The following is a 13,503-nucleotide window of genomic DNA, read 5'->3' as shown; positions in this document are numbered from 1 at the left end:
TTTTTTTAATAATTGAACTTTATTTGTAACATAATATTTCTTCCTAAATCATCGGCAAAATATCTTAGTCGGTTAAGATATTCTCTGTAAGAAGTATTAAAAATGTTAGTAATATTTAAACCTATATTCAGGTTTGTTTGTTTTGATAAATTTAGAGTTATATCACTCTGAAAATGCAATAAATGATAGGTTGGTGGCGGCGAACTAATATCCAATAAGACCTCACTATCTATTGTAGGTATATAAACATCAAAGTTGTTATCTGGAAACTCATTTTGTCTTAAAACTAATTCACTTTGTAATTCAGTATTAAGCTGTAACCATTTTTTATTTGAATAACCTAAAATATTAACTGTTTTGAATGATGGTATATCAATCAAAGCTTGTTTTTTTGTTAAATCTCGTCCTTTAATAAAGGACGATTTATTATTAAACAACCAGTGTTCGTTGAACTTATAATTAGCAGTAACATCCAAACCTAATAACGAGGCATTCGTTTGATTATAACTCCAAACAGGAAATGCACCACGAATGGTTAACTCGGTTCCTGTTGGTTCTATAAAAATATAATCGTTAATATGATTGTAAAATGCTTCAAGGTTTATTGATAATGCATTTCTGTTATATTTATATGTTCCAGAAATTCTGTTTGATGTTTCTTGCTTCATACGTAGATCACCCAACTCAATCCTAGCGGCAGAATGATGTAAGCCATCACTAAATAACTCTGAAGGATTTGGAGCTCTATTGGATAATCCATAGTTAAACATAAATGAATCATTATCATTCATTTCGTAAGCTATTCCAGCAGAAGCTGATACGTTATGATAATCGAACACAGGATTGGTAAGCAATTGGGTTCCTAAATCATCAATAACAATGTTACTAAAGTCTGCATCATAATTTCGTTCTTCCCAACGACTTGTCAGGTAGAATTTTTTAGCGTCTATACGACTAAAATCATAACGAAGCCCAAAATTTAAATTGGTTTTGTCGCTTAATCTAAAATCTGAAATAGCAAATGCACCAGCATCATATTTATCGTAATCAGGAATCAAGCGCCTAACACCAGTCTCAGGATTTGCAAAATTGTTTTGATATCCTACATTCAGCCCAAATTTATAAGTTCTATCGCTTTTAGAATCAACTTTTAAATTTGTTCTAATGGTGTGTGTTTTTAAAGTCAAGTCAATTGCAGGTTTATCTCTATCATCCCCAACTCGAATATCATACTCAAAGCGTTGATTATTTTGAAAATCATATTGCACTTGTAAACGTCCAAATTTTTTAAACCGTTTATAAAAATCGGCTTTAATAATTTGATGTGTAACATCTTGTCGTGGTGCTTCGATAGTATAACTAAAATCTTCAATCACCAATGGTTGTTGACTATTAATTGCATTTACCAAATCTTCAATGCTCCCAATATGAGATGATTTTAATATTGCTATGTCATTATTCAAATAACTGTAATAGACATTGAAACCTCGTTCAAATGTTTTATAACCAGATTTAATTGAAAACCCTTTTGAGTTTAATCCAGTATTGGTAAGGTTATAATCTGGCGCTTCAAAATCACCAAAACGTTTTACAGTTGCCTGTGCACCTAGATACCAACCTTTTTTGTAGGTTTTTGTTAAAGACGAATTTAAGCTAAAGCCTCTACCATTAGTATGGCCACTACCAATTGTTTTTCCGTAAAGTGAATCTTTTAAACTAACATTAGAGGGTTGCAAAACAATAACACCACCAATAGCATCTCCACCGTAAGCCAGAGCATCAGCTCCTTTAATTACATTAACACTTCCTACAGTGTTTAAATCAATATTTGGAGCGTGTTCAATACCCCACTCTTGATCTTGCAAACGAACACCATTTGTCATCACTATTATTCTACTGCTGTGCAAACCATTAATAACAGGTTTTACAATTGAATTGCCTGTATTTATAGAAGATACTCCACTAACTTGTTTTAATGCATCGCCTAAGCTAAAAGCACTGAAACGTTCAATAGCATCTGTTTTTAACAGTGTTTCTTGTGATGTTTTAGTTAATTTAGTAATTGTTTTCCCCTCAACTTTAACTTCGTTGAGTTCTTCTATATGATGTTCTAAATTTATAACATAAAACGAATCACCACTAATTTGAATTTCTAATCGTTTTGTTTCACAACCCAAATGCGATACTGAGACGATTAATTTTCCATCACAAAGGTTTGCAATAGAAAATTTCCCATCGATATCTGTCGTGGTGTATTTGTTTAGTGTTTCAATGTAAATGGTGGCAGCTATAATAGGAGAACCATCATGAAAATCATGAACTTCTCCATAAAATCTGGAATCACAGTTTTGAGAATGAACTATGTTGATGAAACAACAAGCCACAATCAATATATAATATTTCATTATTATAAATATATTTAGTTTAAAGAAATGTATACTTTAAACTAAAACAGGAGGTCCTCGAAGAGAAAAAGATAATTGCCGATGATTATTAAGAAATTTGTATGTTAATATTGGAATTTTAAAATAGGATGAAACATTTATAATATCATCATATTCAAATAAATGTAAATATTGGTTACTTAGTTTAAATTTATAAAACTCACAATCTAAATCTATTTCGTGTAAATGTGTCTTTACTTCCCCCAAACAAACTTCATGTTCATGGTGAGAGAAAACATGCGCAAATTTAACAACAGTAGGTACTAGTATAGTAACAACAAGGAAAAATGTTGCTATTTTAAATAGCGTATGTTGTTTTATTTGATTCATTAATCAATAAAGCGTTTTAAGCCTAATCTGCGGAGCATCTTCTTTTCAAAGTTCCAAAAGAACTTGTACTGTCCGAATAGCCATCCTACAAGAACAAGAAGTATTTGGTAAAAGATAAAACCAATTACTATATACAACGTCCAATACAGTGTCGATGGAAGGTTTTCTTTAGTAATCCCAATTAATTTGATTATTGGTTTACTAACAAACACAGATGACGATCCTGTAATTGCAAATACAAGAAAAATGTTTATCATTTCCCACCTATAATTCACTTCCCATTTGTTTTCCAGTTTGGAAAAAATAAAAAGTGTTAGCTTTAGTAAAAGGAAAAAAGCAATTATACCAATTACTAGCATGTACAATGTTTGAGAACTATCAACAAATAATAGAGATACTTTAAAAGCAGAATAGGCTAAACCTATTAATCCTAGAAAAGGAAATAGAAGTTGCCAGTTGTGCTCAATACCCCAACGCTCTTTTAATTTTTTCACGAAAACAATTTTAATCGCAAAAGTAAATAAAAGATTTAAATTCTGGGAACGAATCCTCCTAATCGTTGATTATAATTTAACTGAAAGTAAACGAAGTAGTTAAAGAGTTTATAATTAACATCGTAACCATAATCAATATCGGGTTCATAATTAATTTGTAGTTCGTATAAATTAGGGTTGTAGCGTTGCGGTTGAAGTACGCGTTGGTTCCATTCTGTTACATAAATATTGTTTCTGCTTTCCAGATATTGCTGCGAATAAAAACCTTCTGGTTTGGCCACGCTTACTAACCAGGTATTAAAACCAGGTTCTATAATGGTAATTTCATACTCTAATTTATCATTGGCAATAACAACAGTATCGTTGTTTACTTCTGCCAAAGCTTTTTCAGATTCATTTTTGTGAGGTGCTGTGGGTTTGTAGGTATTACAATTAAAAACAAATACAGCCAGAAATACTATGTAAATAACTTTTTTCATAACTTTCAATGGATTTCGATATGTTTCAAAAGTATGCTGTTGCCTTGTTTTATAAAAGAGGGAATGAGTCAATTAACTGTCTCATTGAGCGAACAGTACTTTTTTAAGATATCATTACTATTAAATAAATTTACAAAAATCATACCTTAAATAATTGTTTTTGAGTTATTTTAACAAAAAAAGAGGTTGAAAAGCATTTTTGGTGTTGTTACGGGACAGGAAAAAGTCACAGTAAAATAATTACTATGTTAGTTTTTACCCCAAAACAACAACCGTATTAGCTTTATAAACCTCTTCTTAATATAATTTAAAAGACTTATTTACCTCCGAAAAGTCCGCCTAGCAATCCGCCAAGACCGCCCTTCTTTTTATTACCACCAAGTACCATACCTGCTACATCGTCAATAACACTACCGTCGCCATCTGCATCGAGAATAGATTCCAAAAAGCTTTGTTCTTGTTTAGAGGAACTACCACCAAGTAATCCGCCTAGTAAGCTTTCCACGCCACCAGAGTTGCTCACGTTTTGTTGTCTACTTTGCTTGCCTAAAAAGCCCATTAAAATTGGGGCAGCAACTTTTAGTATTTGGGCTACAGATCCAGTATCCATGCCGGATTTCTGACTTAGAGCATTTTCAACATGCTGTTGTTTACCGCCTAATACATGGCCCAATATTTTTCCGCCATCGTTTAATACATTGTTGTCTACACCACCACTAAATAATCCCCCCAGATTATCTAAAATGCTACCGTCGTGTTTGTTGTTTAAAGCATTAAGCAGACCATCTGCTCCTTGAGGTGTGGCTGTATTGCGTTTCATGGCCTGCATTAATACAGGCAAAGCCATTGTTAGTACACTTCCTGTTTTACTTTCGTCTTGCCCCGTTTGACCTGCTACACCACTAATAATGGTTTTTCCTAGGTCGCTGTTTAATAAGTCTAAAATTCCTGACATAATATCTGATTGTTTAATTGAAAATTGGTTAGAAAATTGATTGTTCAATGTACAAAAAAAGTCCTAACATTATAGTTAGGACTCAATTATATCATTTAGGTCACATGTACCTAATAGTATTATTATTTTAAGATACTCATGATTTGTTCGGCCAATTCTGTACCAATTCTATCTTGAGCTTCGTTTGTTGCAGCACCTGTATGCGGTGTTAACGACAACGCAGGATTCATTAATAATTGAATTTCTGGCTTTGGTTCTTTTTCAAAAACATCTAGAGCAGCTCTTGCAATTTTTCCGCTAGAGATCGCTTCAACTAGAGCAACTTCGTCTACAACACCACCACGAGCAGCATTAACAAGAATGGCTCCTTCTTTCATGATTTCTAATTCAGGTTTGCCAATAACATAGCCCTCTTGTGCAGGAACGTGTAATGTTAAAAAATCGGCTTGTTTTAAAACATCTTCTTTAGAAATAGTTTTAATATTGAAGTTTAATTTTTGTCCATCAAAAAAGTCTAATTCTAAATTTGCTTCGTCCATAAAAGGATCGAAAGCAACAACTTTCATACCGGCTCCAATAGCTACTTTTGCAGTAGCTTGACCAATACGGCCAAATCCTAAAACACCTAACGTTTTTCCTTTTAGTTCTGTTCCTTTGGCATAAGCTTTCTTTAAACCTTTAAAGTTGGAATCTCCTTCTAAAGGCATTTCTCTGTTTGAATTATGTAAAAAACGAGCCAATCCGAATAAGTGCCCGAATACTAATTCTGCAACCGAATGAGAAGATGCAGCAGGGGTGTTAATAACACTTAGCCCTTTTTCTTTGGCGTATTCAACATCGATATTATCCATACCAACACCACCTCGTCCGATAATTTTTAAGTTTGGACAAGCGTCAATTAAGTCTTTACGTACTGTAGTTGCACTACGAACTAATAAAACAGTGATGTCTTTTTCGTTTATGTAGTTAATTAATTGCTCTTGAGCTACTGTAGTTGTGATGACTTCAAAACCACCTTTTTCCAAGGCATCAATTCCACTTTGTGAAATACCGTCGTTTGCTAATACTTTCATGCTTTAAGTTTAAAGTTAAAAAGTTTAAAGTTTAAAGTTGAAAGAACTCCTAGCTTTATACTTTTTATTTAGTTTGATTTACGTTTTATTTTTTAATAGTTTGAGCAAGCATTGCATACTGCCTACTGCAAACTGTTTTAAGCTTTACTTTCTAATTCACTCATAACTTCAACCAATACTTTTACGCTGTCTAGGGGTAAAGCATTGTACATTGAAGCTCTGTATCCACCAACACTTCTATGACCATTTAAACCATTAATTCCGGCTTCTTTAAGCATTGTTTCGAAAGTTTCTTTTAAGTTTTCGTTTTCTAAAGTAAACGTCGCATTCATCTCAGAACGATCTTCTTTAGTTGCGAATCCTTTGAATAATGGATTTAGATCGATTTCAGAATACATTAAGCGTGCTTTCTTTTCGTTTTCTTTTTCAATGGCAGCAATACCTCCAAGGTTTTTTAACCATTCTAAAGTTAACATAGATGTGTAAACAGCAAATACAGGAGGTGTATTAAACATACTGCCTTTGCTTAGGTGTACCTTGTAATCCATCATTGATGGAATTTTACGAGATACTTTTCCAAGAACATCTTCTTTAATTACTACAAGCGTTGTTCCAGCTGGTCCCATATTTTTTTGAGCACCTGCGTAAATTAAATCGAATTGAGAAAAATCAAGTGTACGAGAAAAAATATCACTACTCATATCACATATTAGCGGAATGTCGCATTTAGGGAATGCCTTCATTTGAGTTCCGAAAATCGTATTGTTTGATGTACAGTGAAAATAATCGTAATCTGAAGGAATATCGTAACCTTTAGGAATGTAATTATAGTTAGCATCTTTCGAAGAAGCTACTTCGTAGATGTCGTCATAAATTTTAGCTTCTTTAATGGATTTAGCAGCCCAAGTACCAGAGTTTAAATATCCTGCTCTTTTTTCTAAAAGATTTAAAGCAACCATTAAAAATTGGGTACTGGCACCACCTTGTAAAAACAAAGCTTTGTAGCCCTTGCCTTCTAGGCCAAGCAATTCTAAAGCCAATGCTCTGGCTTTTTCCATAATATCGACAAAAGCTTTACTTCTATGCGAAATTTCAATTAAAGATAAGCCACTGTTATCTAAATCTACAACTGCTTGAGAAGCTTTAAGTAATACTTCTGGAGGTAAAATACATGGACCTGCGCTAAAATTATGTTTCTTCATTTTTCTATCCCTGACCCTCTTCATAGAAAAGGGAATTTTATGGGCGAATTTTTAGTTAATATTTTGTTTTTGTTTCAACCCGCTTCCTCTTATGAAAGAATGGGGATGAGATGAAAATTAAGTTGCAAAGTTCCTAATTAATTGGGGATTTAATGCTAAAAAATTAATAATTTTTTAATCAAATTGCTAACAAAAATTCAACAGAATCAACACTATCCGCATAATCCCAAAGAAGTGGTTTTTGTGTGGCACCAAATGCGATTTCATTTTCAATAAATCCGTTAGAAACAACACATTGAATTTGCTGTTTTTCACGGTCTAATTTTTCTTTCAACTGCTCGGTAGAATCATAAAATTCATAAAACACTGTAGCGATAGGCGAGGCATAACTTTTATCTTCTTTTATCATTAAAAAGCCATTTTCCAACATGTCAAATTCACTCATTAAATATACCGCTTTGTTATAATCGTAATTGTTGGCGTATTTTGCTTTATCAATAATGGGATGCCAATGGTACATGGCTTCAAAAAACGCGTCAAAATTGTAGTTTTTTGGAAGAAATAGTTTAGATACGTTTCTGCACCCTAATCCGTAGTATCTAAAAATATCTTCAGAAAGCGCTTTTAGTTCTTCTTTGGACTCATTACCAGTAAGTACTGCTACAGAGTTTCTATTGTTTCTTATAATGGATGGTTTGTTTTTAAAGTAATGCTCAAAATAACGTGCAGTATTATTGCTTCCCGTTGCAATTACCGCATCAAACCCTTCTATTTTGTCCTCAGTAAACGTTATAGTTCCTTTAAATTCCGGTTCAACAAATTCTAAATACTTAGCCAGATAGGGGAGCAGGTGCTTGTCGTTTGATGATTGTTTTACTAAAACATGATGCCCGGAAATAAGTACCGATAAAAAATCATGAAACCCTACCAAAGGAATGTTACCGGCCATAATAATGGCAACCTGTTTAGGTTCTACAGTGTTAATTTGATATGGCTTTAACCAAGTGTTTAGATTATCTGGCGTTAAAGATTCTGCCCAACCTTGGAGTGAAAACCTAATGTTTTCCTGTGTAAACCAGCCGTTATGCTCTTCGGTTAATTTTAGTTGGTGTTTAAAACCATCAAAAAAAGTATCGTTGTGTTCAACATTATCTTTTTTTACAATAACTTCGTTAGAAAATTGACTTAAAAATTCTCCTAATTTTACAAAAGCGTTAATTCTTTCTTGTAATTTCATTCTGTATTTGGTTATGAATGGTTTTGGCGCTATTTTTGTGTCTGCAAATTTAAGCAATCTCAAGAGAAAATAAGGTATGGCAATTATTATAACAGACGAATGTATAAATTGTGGCGCTTGCGAACCAGAGTGCCCAAATACAGCAATATATGAAGGCGCCGACGATTGGCGATACAAAGACGGTACCAGTTTAGAGGGTGCTGTTGTATTAACAAATGGTAACGAAGTTGATGCAGACGAGGCTCAAGAGCCTATAAGTGATGAGGTTTATTACATTGTTCCAGATAAGTGTACGGAATGTAAAGGGTTTCATGATGAGCCACAATGTGCGGCTGTTTGTCCAGTAGATTGTTGTGTGCCGGATGAAGACGTTGTAGAGACAGAAGACGAGTTATTGGCTAAACAACGTTTTATGCATCCTGACGGTTAATCGACATCGTATATATAATCGATATGAAAATATTAAAAATCCTAGGCTTTTAGTCTGGGATTTTTTATTTTTAAAAATACTGATTCAACGAAATTATAGATATAGATAATGACCAAAAAAAGTAATGATTTACTGGAAGAACTATTGTTAAAGCGTAAAGAAGAATTGGCAGAAGCTAAAAAAGCAGCGCTGTTGTCTGGTAAAGAACCATTTTCTATTAATGAGCTAAATAAATATTGGCGTTCAAGACACGAGAAGCACTTGAGTATTGAATCCCTAAAAGAATCGTTGGAAAAGCAATACTATGCGAATACAGATTTAATGTCTATAAAGGAATTTGCAGAAGGGTTAATACTATTGGGTAAATATACTTAACACCTGTGGCGTAAATTAATTATATATAAACACAGATTGCTTTAAAAAATTATAAGGAGTTTGTAAACTTGAGTTGTTATAGTTTTATTGAAGAAATTCATTAATATTAATTAACCCATTTTACCTCATGACTTTTCTAGAATTTTATAGTACCGTTTTAAATATTCCGATACCAACCTATGAGGATTTCTTTTTTCCTGTAAAAAAAGTTTTTTTTAAAAAAGGAGCGGTCTTTACCGATTACGGAGAGGTGGAAGACTCTTTGTATTTTATGAACAGAGGTATAGCAGAAATTGTCATAAAAAGTTACATGTCTGAAAAAGTAATCGACTTCTTTTTTGAAAAAGAATTTTTTTGTTGCTTTACTTCTTTTCTGAATCAAAAACCCGGAGATGTGCGGGTTTCGGCATTAATGGATTGCGAAGTAGAAATTATTAAGCATGAAGATCTGGCTCAAGCTTATGAACATTCGTTAGATTTAAATAAGTTTGGGAGAATTATGACAGAACATGGTTATATAAGAAAATCCAATAGAGAAAAAGCCCTTTTAACAAAAACAGCCGAAGAGCGTTATGTTGAAATGTTTAAGGGCAAACCCGATTACATATCTAACATCCCAGTTAATAAAATAGCTAAATATTTAGGGATTCACCCAGAAAGCTTAAGTAGAATTAGAAAGAAATTAAATTCTTAACGTAGGCTAAATCAGCTCTTTCCTCAGGAACGGTATTTCTACCAATATTATTTACCTACCCAAATCCAAGGTTACAGATTTTTGCAAATCGTGGAAGCATTAATGTCCGCCTTAACCTCCAATTTGTCCAGTTCGGTAATAAAGAGGTGTAAATCACACTAATCTATTAAGTCATATTCGGTCTTTTGTATAAAAAATGCAAAACCTAAATGAGCATCATCAAAACCTTCATGCTGTTGACTCATATAAATTCAAATACTCAGTATAACTAACTAGGAATAGGATAGGTGTTTTATATCGAGTTGAATTATTGATGCTTAATTAACCCATTTTACCTCATGACTTTTCTAGAATTTTATAGTACCGTTTTGAATATTCCTAAGCCATCATATGAAGATTTCCTTTTTCCTTTAAAAAAAGGTTTTTTTAAAAAAGGAAAGATCTTTACCGATTACGGAGAGGTAGAAGACTCTTTGTATTTTATGAACAAAGGTATAGCTGAAATTGCTATAAAAAGCTATATGTCTGAAAAAGTAATCGACTTCTTTTTTGAAAATGATTTTTTTTGTTGTTATACTTCTTTTCTGAATCAAAAACCCGGAGATGTACGAGTTGTGGCATTAATGGATTGCGAAGTAGAAATTATTAAACGCGAAGACATGCTACAGGCTTACGAGCATTCGTTAGATTTAAATAAGTTTGGAAGAATTATGACTGAACATGGTTATATAAGAAAGTCAGATAGGGAAAAGTCACTTTTAGCAAAAACAGCTGAAGAGCGCTATGTTGAAATGTTTAAGGGCAAACCCGATTATATATCTAATATTCCGGTTAATAAAATAGCTAAATACTTAGGGATTCACCCTGAAAGTTTAAGCAGAATTAGAAAGAAATTAAATTCTTAACGTAGACTAATCCCGCTTCTTGTGCTGAACTCATTTCAGTATCCTGCGGGATCTTAGGTCTAATACCTCGAAGCTAGCTTCGGAATTTATAAAGAATATTTTCAATTGAATGCCTCGTGCGCTTGCCCCGAGGATCATTTACTTTTTAATTTCTATAGAGTCACAGGTACCAACAAAAGGAACACCAGTACTATAGAAAGCATAGGTTATAAGGCCAACATAAACATTATCACCATAAGTAGGGGCAGTTCCTGGTAAGAGACCGTTATCATTATAAAGTGTCCAATCATCAGATGAACTATTACCTGTTAGGTTTGGACGTTGCCAATACACCGTAAGTGTTTTATCGTTATTACCAACAATACGGATATCTGCTCTTCCTTCAGGAACGGTATTTTCACCAATATCATTTACCGAAGAATCTCCATTTAAAGTGTTTTTTCCTTCTATTGTAAAACCTGTAGATCCTCTATGACCAACCACCACATGCGATGAGTTTATAGAATTAAAATCTTCCACATGCACTTGAACACCACAGAAATTATACGGATTGTTATCTGATGTTGGGGCTATTTGAGAATCTGCAATGGTACCAATACCAATATTTCGCGCTATAAACTCAAAAGGAAAAGTCACTAGTTTTGCATCTAATCGACCTTGATCCTGATTATAATGTAATGTTTTATTATCGGTGTTGTCTGTTAAAGCAGCACGATATCTTCCAGATGCTCTCGATACATTTGGTAAAGCCGATGCATTATTGGTAGTATAATCAATTAATGCTCCAGTACCGTCAAAATTATCTATAAGACTAGTTGTATTGTCTTGGTCGTCTCCAGGTGTATCGTCGTCTTGACCATCTCCGTCTGTATTATCTTGATTGTCATCATTTTGAGAAGGAATGTCATTTTGCGGTATTGTATCATCCTCTTTTTTTGAACATGAAAGTGCAATGAATAATACAAATAATAATGTATAATATTTCATAATAAGTAGGTTTTAATTTGGGTTTTCTAATGGGGATTAGAAAAAGTTAGCAACTGCTAATATAGAATATATTTTATAAGTCACTTTTTTTAATGATTATTTAATGTTATTAAAATCAATTTCCTAACATAGATCAAGTGTTATTTGGGATTAGTTTTTTTGATAGGATATATTTTTGTGAAAAAACCTTTAAAGCTATGAATTTACAAACTATTATTGCTCAATTACCATCTCCGATTGAAATTTTACTCGACCCTGTTTCACTAATCGTTTATGCCATTTTTGGAGGCTTATTTATTTGGGAATCTTTATTTCCAGCCAGAGAATTACCCAAAATAAAATTTTGGAAACTAAGAGGATTACTTTTCTTTATTGCCTTTTTATTATTAACGACATACATTCCACTATTGTGGGACGATTTTTTTGCCAGATTTCAATTATTCGATCTAAGCCACTTAAGCTTAACATCGCAAACAATTTTGGGCGTATTCTTATTCGAACTTGTACAATATGGTTGGCATATTAGTATGCACAAGTCGAATTTTCTATTTAGAACATCCCATCAAATTCATCACAGCTCAGAACGTTTAGATGTTCCTAGTACGTTTATCTTTAGTATCAATGATATGATTGGTATATCGCTAGTTGGCTCTATTAGTTTTGCTGTTATTATGGGATTATCTCCAGAGGCTATTACTGCGGTTATTTTATCTACGACTTTTTTCGGAGTCTTTCAACATGCTAATATACATACGCCAAGGTGGATAGGGTATATAATTCAACGACCAGAAAGTCACACATTGCATCATGCTAAAGGCATTCATAAGTATAATTATACCGATTTACCTATTATAGATATGCTGTTTGGCACGTTTAAAAACCCTCAAAACCATGAACACGAAACAGGATATTATTTAGGGGCTTCAAATAAAGTGTTGGATATGCTCATGTTTAGAGATGTTAGTAAACAAAAGAATAAATAGCTTAATTTATTTTAATGTTTAAGGAATTCTGCATAAGTTTTTTTGCAAAAAAAATAGAAGATATATTAAAGTACATTGTTTAAATGGTTAATATAGAGGTGAAAAGGTGAATTCCTAACATAGATCAAGTGTGATTTTTAGTTTGTTTTTTTATTAGCGTATAGTTTTGTATAAAAAAACTTAAAAGCTATGAATTTGCAAACTATTATCACACAATTAACATCTCCGTTCAAGATTTTACTCGATTTCGTTTCGCTAATTGTTAATACCATTTTTAGAGGATTGATTATTTGGAAATCTTTATTTCCAACCAGAGAATTGCCCAAAATAAACTTTAGTGGTGTAAGAATAATAAATATGATTTTTTTAATCATAATCCCTCCGTTGTTTATTGGTTGTAATAATGATGATGATACGGTACATGTTCCTGAAAATAAGCAAGTAACATTAAAGATAACAGGGAAAGGCACTGTATTGGGGCAGACTAAAACTTTTCCACATCCGAAAACCGGAGAAACTATTGAAGCTTTATGTTTTTTAATGGATCTTATAGATTCTGAAACAGGAAATATAATAGGAACACTTCAAGATTGTGTTGTAGAATCTATATATTATGGAGATGGCACCTACACATCTAAAGTAATAACCTCAATCAATATAGATGGTAGAGGAAGCATTCAGAGTGAAAGCGAAGTATTGCATACTATGCAACCCCCGGTTCCGGATTTTAAAACTATAGTATTTACAACAACATGTACTCCAACAAAAAATAATATCGTAGATACAACTTTTGAGTTTGAAAATATGGAAGGAACGGTCTCTTTAGATGGCGAAGTAAAGATTGGATTAGGGAAAGATATTGTTGCTTACAATAACAACTTCACTATCAATATGAAAAAGAATTGAGTGTCTCCA

The 13,503-nt window shown here is 32.9% G+C and carries 15 protein-coding genes; 6 read left to right on the top strand and 9 right to left on the bottom strand.

Going from position 1 to position 13,503, the window contains the following annotated elements; translation table 11 throughout:
* Positions 1-5: 5 nt before the first annotated feature.
* The 8 genes from C1H87_RS03350 to C1H87_RS03315 form a co-directional block, all read right to left on the bottom strand.
* Complete coding sequence (locus C1H87_RS03350; protein WP_102754460.1) at positions 6-2,405, bottom strand: TonB-dependent receptor; 2,400 nt, start codon at positions 2,403-2,405, stop codon at positions 6-8.
* Between the two features lie 36 nt (positions 2,406-2,441).
* A complete protein-coding gene (locus C1H87_RS03345; protein ID WP_102754459.1) occupies positions 2,442-2,774 on the bottom strand; it encodes a hypothetical protein in 333 nt (110 codons plus the stop codon).
* Complete coding sequence (locus C1H87_RS03340; protein ID WP_102754458.1) at positions 2,774-3,268, bottom strand: DUF6787 family protein; 495 nt, start codon at positions 3,266-3,268, stop codon at positions 2,774-2,776. Before C1H87_RS03340 ends, C1H87_RS03345 begins: the two co-directional genes overlap by 1 nt.
* A 35-nt stretch (positions 3,269-3,303) precedes the next feature.
* Complete coding sequence (locus C1H87_RS03335; RefSeq protein WP_102754457.1) at positions 3,304-3,747, bottom strand: DUF6146 family protein; 444 nt, start codon at positions 3,745-3,747, stop codon at positions 3,304-3,306.
* Positions 3,748-4,063: 316 nt separating this feature from the next.
* On the bottom strand, positions 4,064-4,702 hold the full coding sequence (locus C1H87_RS03330; RefSeq protein ID WP_102758164.1) for a DUF937 domain-containing protein: 639 nt from the start codon (positions 4,700-4,702) through the stop codon (positions 4,064-4,066).
* 122 nt (positions 4,703-4,824) lie between these two features.
* The gene (locus C1H87_RS03325) at positions 4,825-5,775 is read right to left on the bottom strand and encodes a D-2-hydroxyacid dehydrogenase (RefSeq protein ID WP_102754456.1); all 951 of its coding nucleotides are present in this window, start codon (positions 5,773-5,775) and stop codon (positions 4,825-4,827) included.
* Between the two features lie 137 nt (positions 5,776-5,912).
* A complete protein-coding gene (gene serC / locus C1H87_RS03320) occupies positions 5,913-6,977 on the bottom strand; it encodes a 3-phosphoserine/phosphohydroxythreonine transaminase (RefSeq protein WP_102754455.1) in 1,065 nt (354 codons plus the stop codon).
* 178 nt (positions 6,978-7,155) lie between these two features.
* Positions 7,156-8,214 (bottom strand): acyl-CoA reductase, encoded by a 1,059-nt coding sequence (locus C1H87_RS03315; protein WP_102758163.1) that lies wholly within the window; start codon positions 8,212-8,214, stop codon positions 7,156-7,158.
* A gap of 76 nt (positions 8,215-8,290) precedes the next feature.
* Here C1H87_RS03315 and C1H87_RS03310 point away from each other — a divergent pair, with 76 nt between their 5' ends.
* The 4 genes from C1H87_RS03310 to C1H87_RS03295 all read left to right on the top strand — a co-directional run bounded on the left by C1H87_RS03310 (position 8,291) and on the right by C1H87_RS03295 (position 10,618).
* Positions 8,291-8,644 (top strand): 4Fe-4S dicluster domain-containing protein, encoded by a 354-nt coding sequence (locus C1H87_RS03310; RefSeq protein ID WP_102754454.1) that lies wholly within the window; start codon positions 8,291-8,293, stop codon positions 8,642-8,644.
* 108 nt (positions 8,645-8,752) lie between these two features.
* A complete protein-coding gene (locus C1H87_RS03305; RefSeq protein ID WP_102754453.1) occupies positions 8,753-9,019 on the top strand; it encodes a hypothetical protein in 267 nt (88 codons plus the stop codon).
* A 127-nt stretch (positions 9,020-9,146) separates the two neighbouring features.
* The gene (locus C1H87_RS03300; RefSeq protein ID WP_102754452.1) at positions 9,147-9,713 is read left to right on the top strand and encodes a Crp/Fnr family transcriptional regulator; all 567 of its coding nucleotides are present in this window, start codon (positions 9,147-9,149) and stop codon (positions 9,711-9,713) included.
* A gap of 338 nt (positions 9,714-10,051) precedes the next feature.
* The gene (locus C1H87_RS03295) at positions 10,052-10,618 is read left to right on the top strand and encodes a Crp/Fnr family transcriptional regulator (protein WP_102754451.1); all 567 of its coding nucleotides are present in this window, start codon (positions 10,052-10,054) and stop codon (positions 10,616-10,618) included.
* A gap of 138 nt (positions 10,619-10,756) precedes the next feature.
* Here the strand turns inward: C1H87_RS03295 and C1H87_RS03290 are convergent, their stop codons facing one another.
* Complete coding sequence (locus C1H87_RS03290) at positions 10,757-11,605, bottom strand: hypothetical protein (protein ID WP_102754450.1); 849 nt, start codon at positions 11,603-11,605, stop codon at positions 10,757-10,759.
* A gap of 197 nt (positions 11,606-11,802) precedes the next feature.
* On the opposite strand from C1H87_RS03290, the gene C1H87_RS03285 reads away from it, so the two are divergent.
* Positions 11,803-12,588 carry a sterol desaturase family protein gene (locus tag C1H87_RS03285; RefSeq protein WP_102754449.1) on the top strand — a complete coding sequence of 262 codons (786 nt, stop codon included), beginning with the start codon at positions 11,803-11,805 and terminating at the stop codon, positions 12,586-12,588.
* Between the two features lie 189 nt (positions 12,589-12,777).
* Entirely contained in the window at positions 12,778-13,494 is a 717-nt protein-coding gene (locus tag C1H87_RS03280) for a hypothetical protein (RefSeq protein ID WP_102754448.1), read from the top strand.
* Positions 13,495-13,503: the final 9 nt, after the last annotated feature.

The organism is Flavivirga eckloniae (assembly GCF_002886045.1).
Taxonomy (GTDB): domain Bacteria; phylum Bacteroidota; class Bacteroidia; order Flavobacteriales; family Flavobacteriaceae; genus Flavivirga; species Flavivirga eckloniae.
This window is presented reverse-complemented; position numbering and strand designations above follow the sequence as displayed.

What these genes read in the sequence shown, in the direction of transcription:
- C1H87_RS03350 (WP_102754460.1), bottom strand. Translation starts at nt 2,405, where the DNA reads ATGAAATATTATATATTGATTGTGGCTTGTTGTTTCATCAACATAGTT.
- C1H87_RS03345 (WP_102754459.1), bottom strand. Translation starts at nt 2,774, where the DNA reads ATGAATCAAATAAAACAACATACGCTATTTAAAATAGCAACATTTTTC.
- C1H87_RS03335 (WP_102754457.1), bottom strand. Translation starts at nt 3,747, where the DNA reads ATGAAAAAAGTTATTTACATAGTATTTCTGGCTGTATTTGTTTTTAAT.
- C1H87_RS03330 (WP_102758164.1), bottom strand. Translation starts at nt 4,702, where the DNA reads ATGTCAGGAATTTTAGACTTATTAAACAGCGACCTAGGAAAAACCATT.
- C1H87_RS03325 (WP_102754456.1), bottom strand. Translation starts at nt 5,775, where the DNA reads ATGAAAGTATTAGCAAACGACGGTATTTCACAAAGTGGAATTGATGCC.
- serC (WP_102754455.1), bottom strand. Translation starts at nt 6,977, where the DNA reads ATGAAGAAACATAATTTTAGCGCAGGTCCATGTATTTTACCTCCAGAA.
- C1H87_RS03315 (WP_102758163.1), bottom strand. Translation starts at nt 8,214, where the DNA reads ATGAAATTACAAGAAAGAATTAACGCTTTTGTAAAATTAGGAGAATTT.
- C1H87_RS03310 (WP_102754454.1), top strand. Translation starts at nt 8,291, where the DNA reads ATGGCAATTATTATAACAGACGAATGTATAAATTGTGGCGCTTGCGAA.
- C1H87_RS03305 (WP_102754453.1), top strand. Translation starts at nt 8,753, where the DNA reads ATGACCAAAAAAAGTAATGATTTACTGGAAGAACTATTGTTAAAGCGT.
- C1H87_RS03300 (WP_102754452.1), top strand. Translation starts at nt 9,147, where the DNA reads ATGACTTTTCTAGAATTTTATAGTACCGTTTTAAATATTCCGATACCA.
- C1H87_RS03295 (WP_102754451.1), top strand. Translation starts at nt 10,052, where the DNA reads ATGACTTTTCTAGAATTTTATAGTACCGTTTTGAATATTCCTAAGCCA.
- C1H87_RS03290 (WP_102754450.1), bottom strand. Translation starts at nt 11,605, where the DNA reads ATGAAATATTATACATTATTATTTGTATTATTCATTGCACTTTCATGT.
- C1H87_RS03285 (WP_102754449.1), top strand. Translation starts at nt 11,803, where the DNA reads ATGAATTTACAAACTATTATTGCTCAATTACCATCTCCGATTGAAATT.
- C1H87_RS03280 (WP_102754448.1), top strand. Translation starts at nt 12,778, where the DNA reads ATGAATTTGCAAACTATTATCACACAATTAACATCTCCGTTCAAGATT.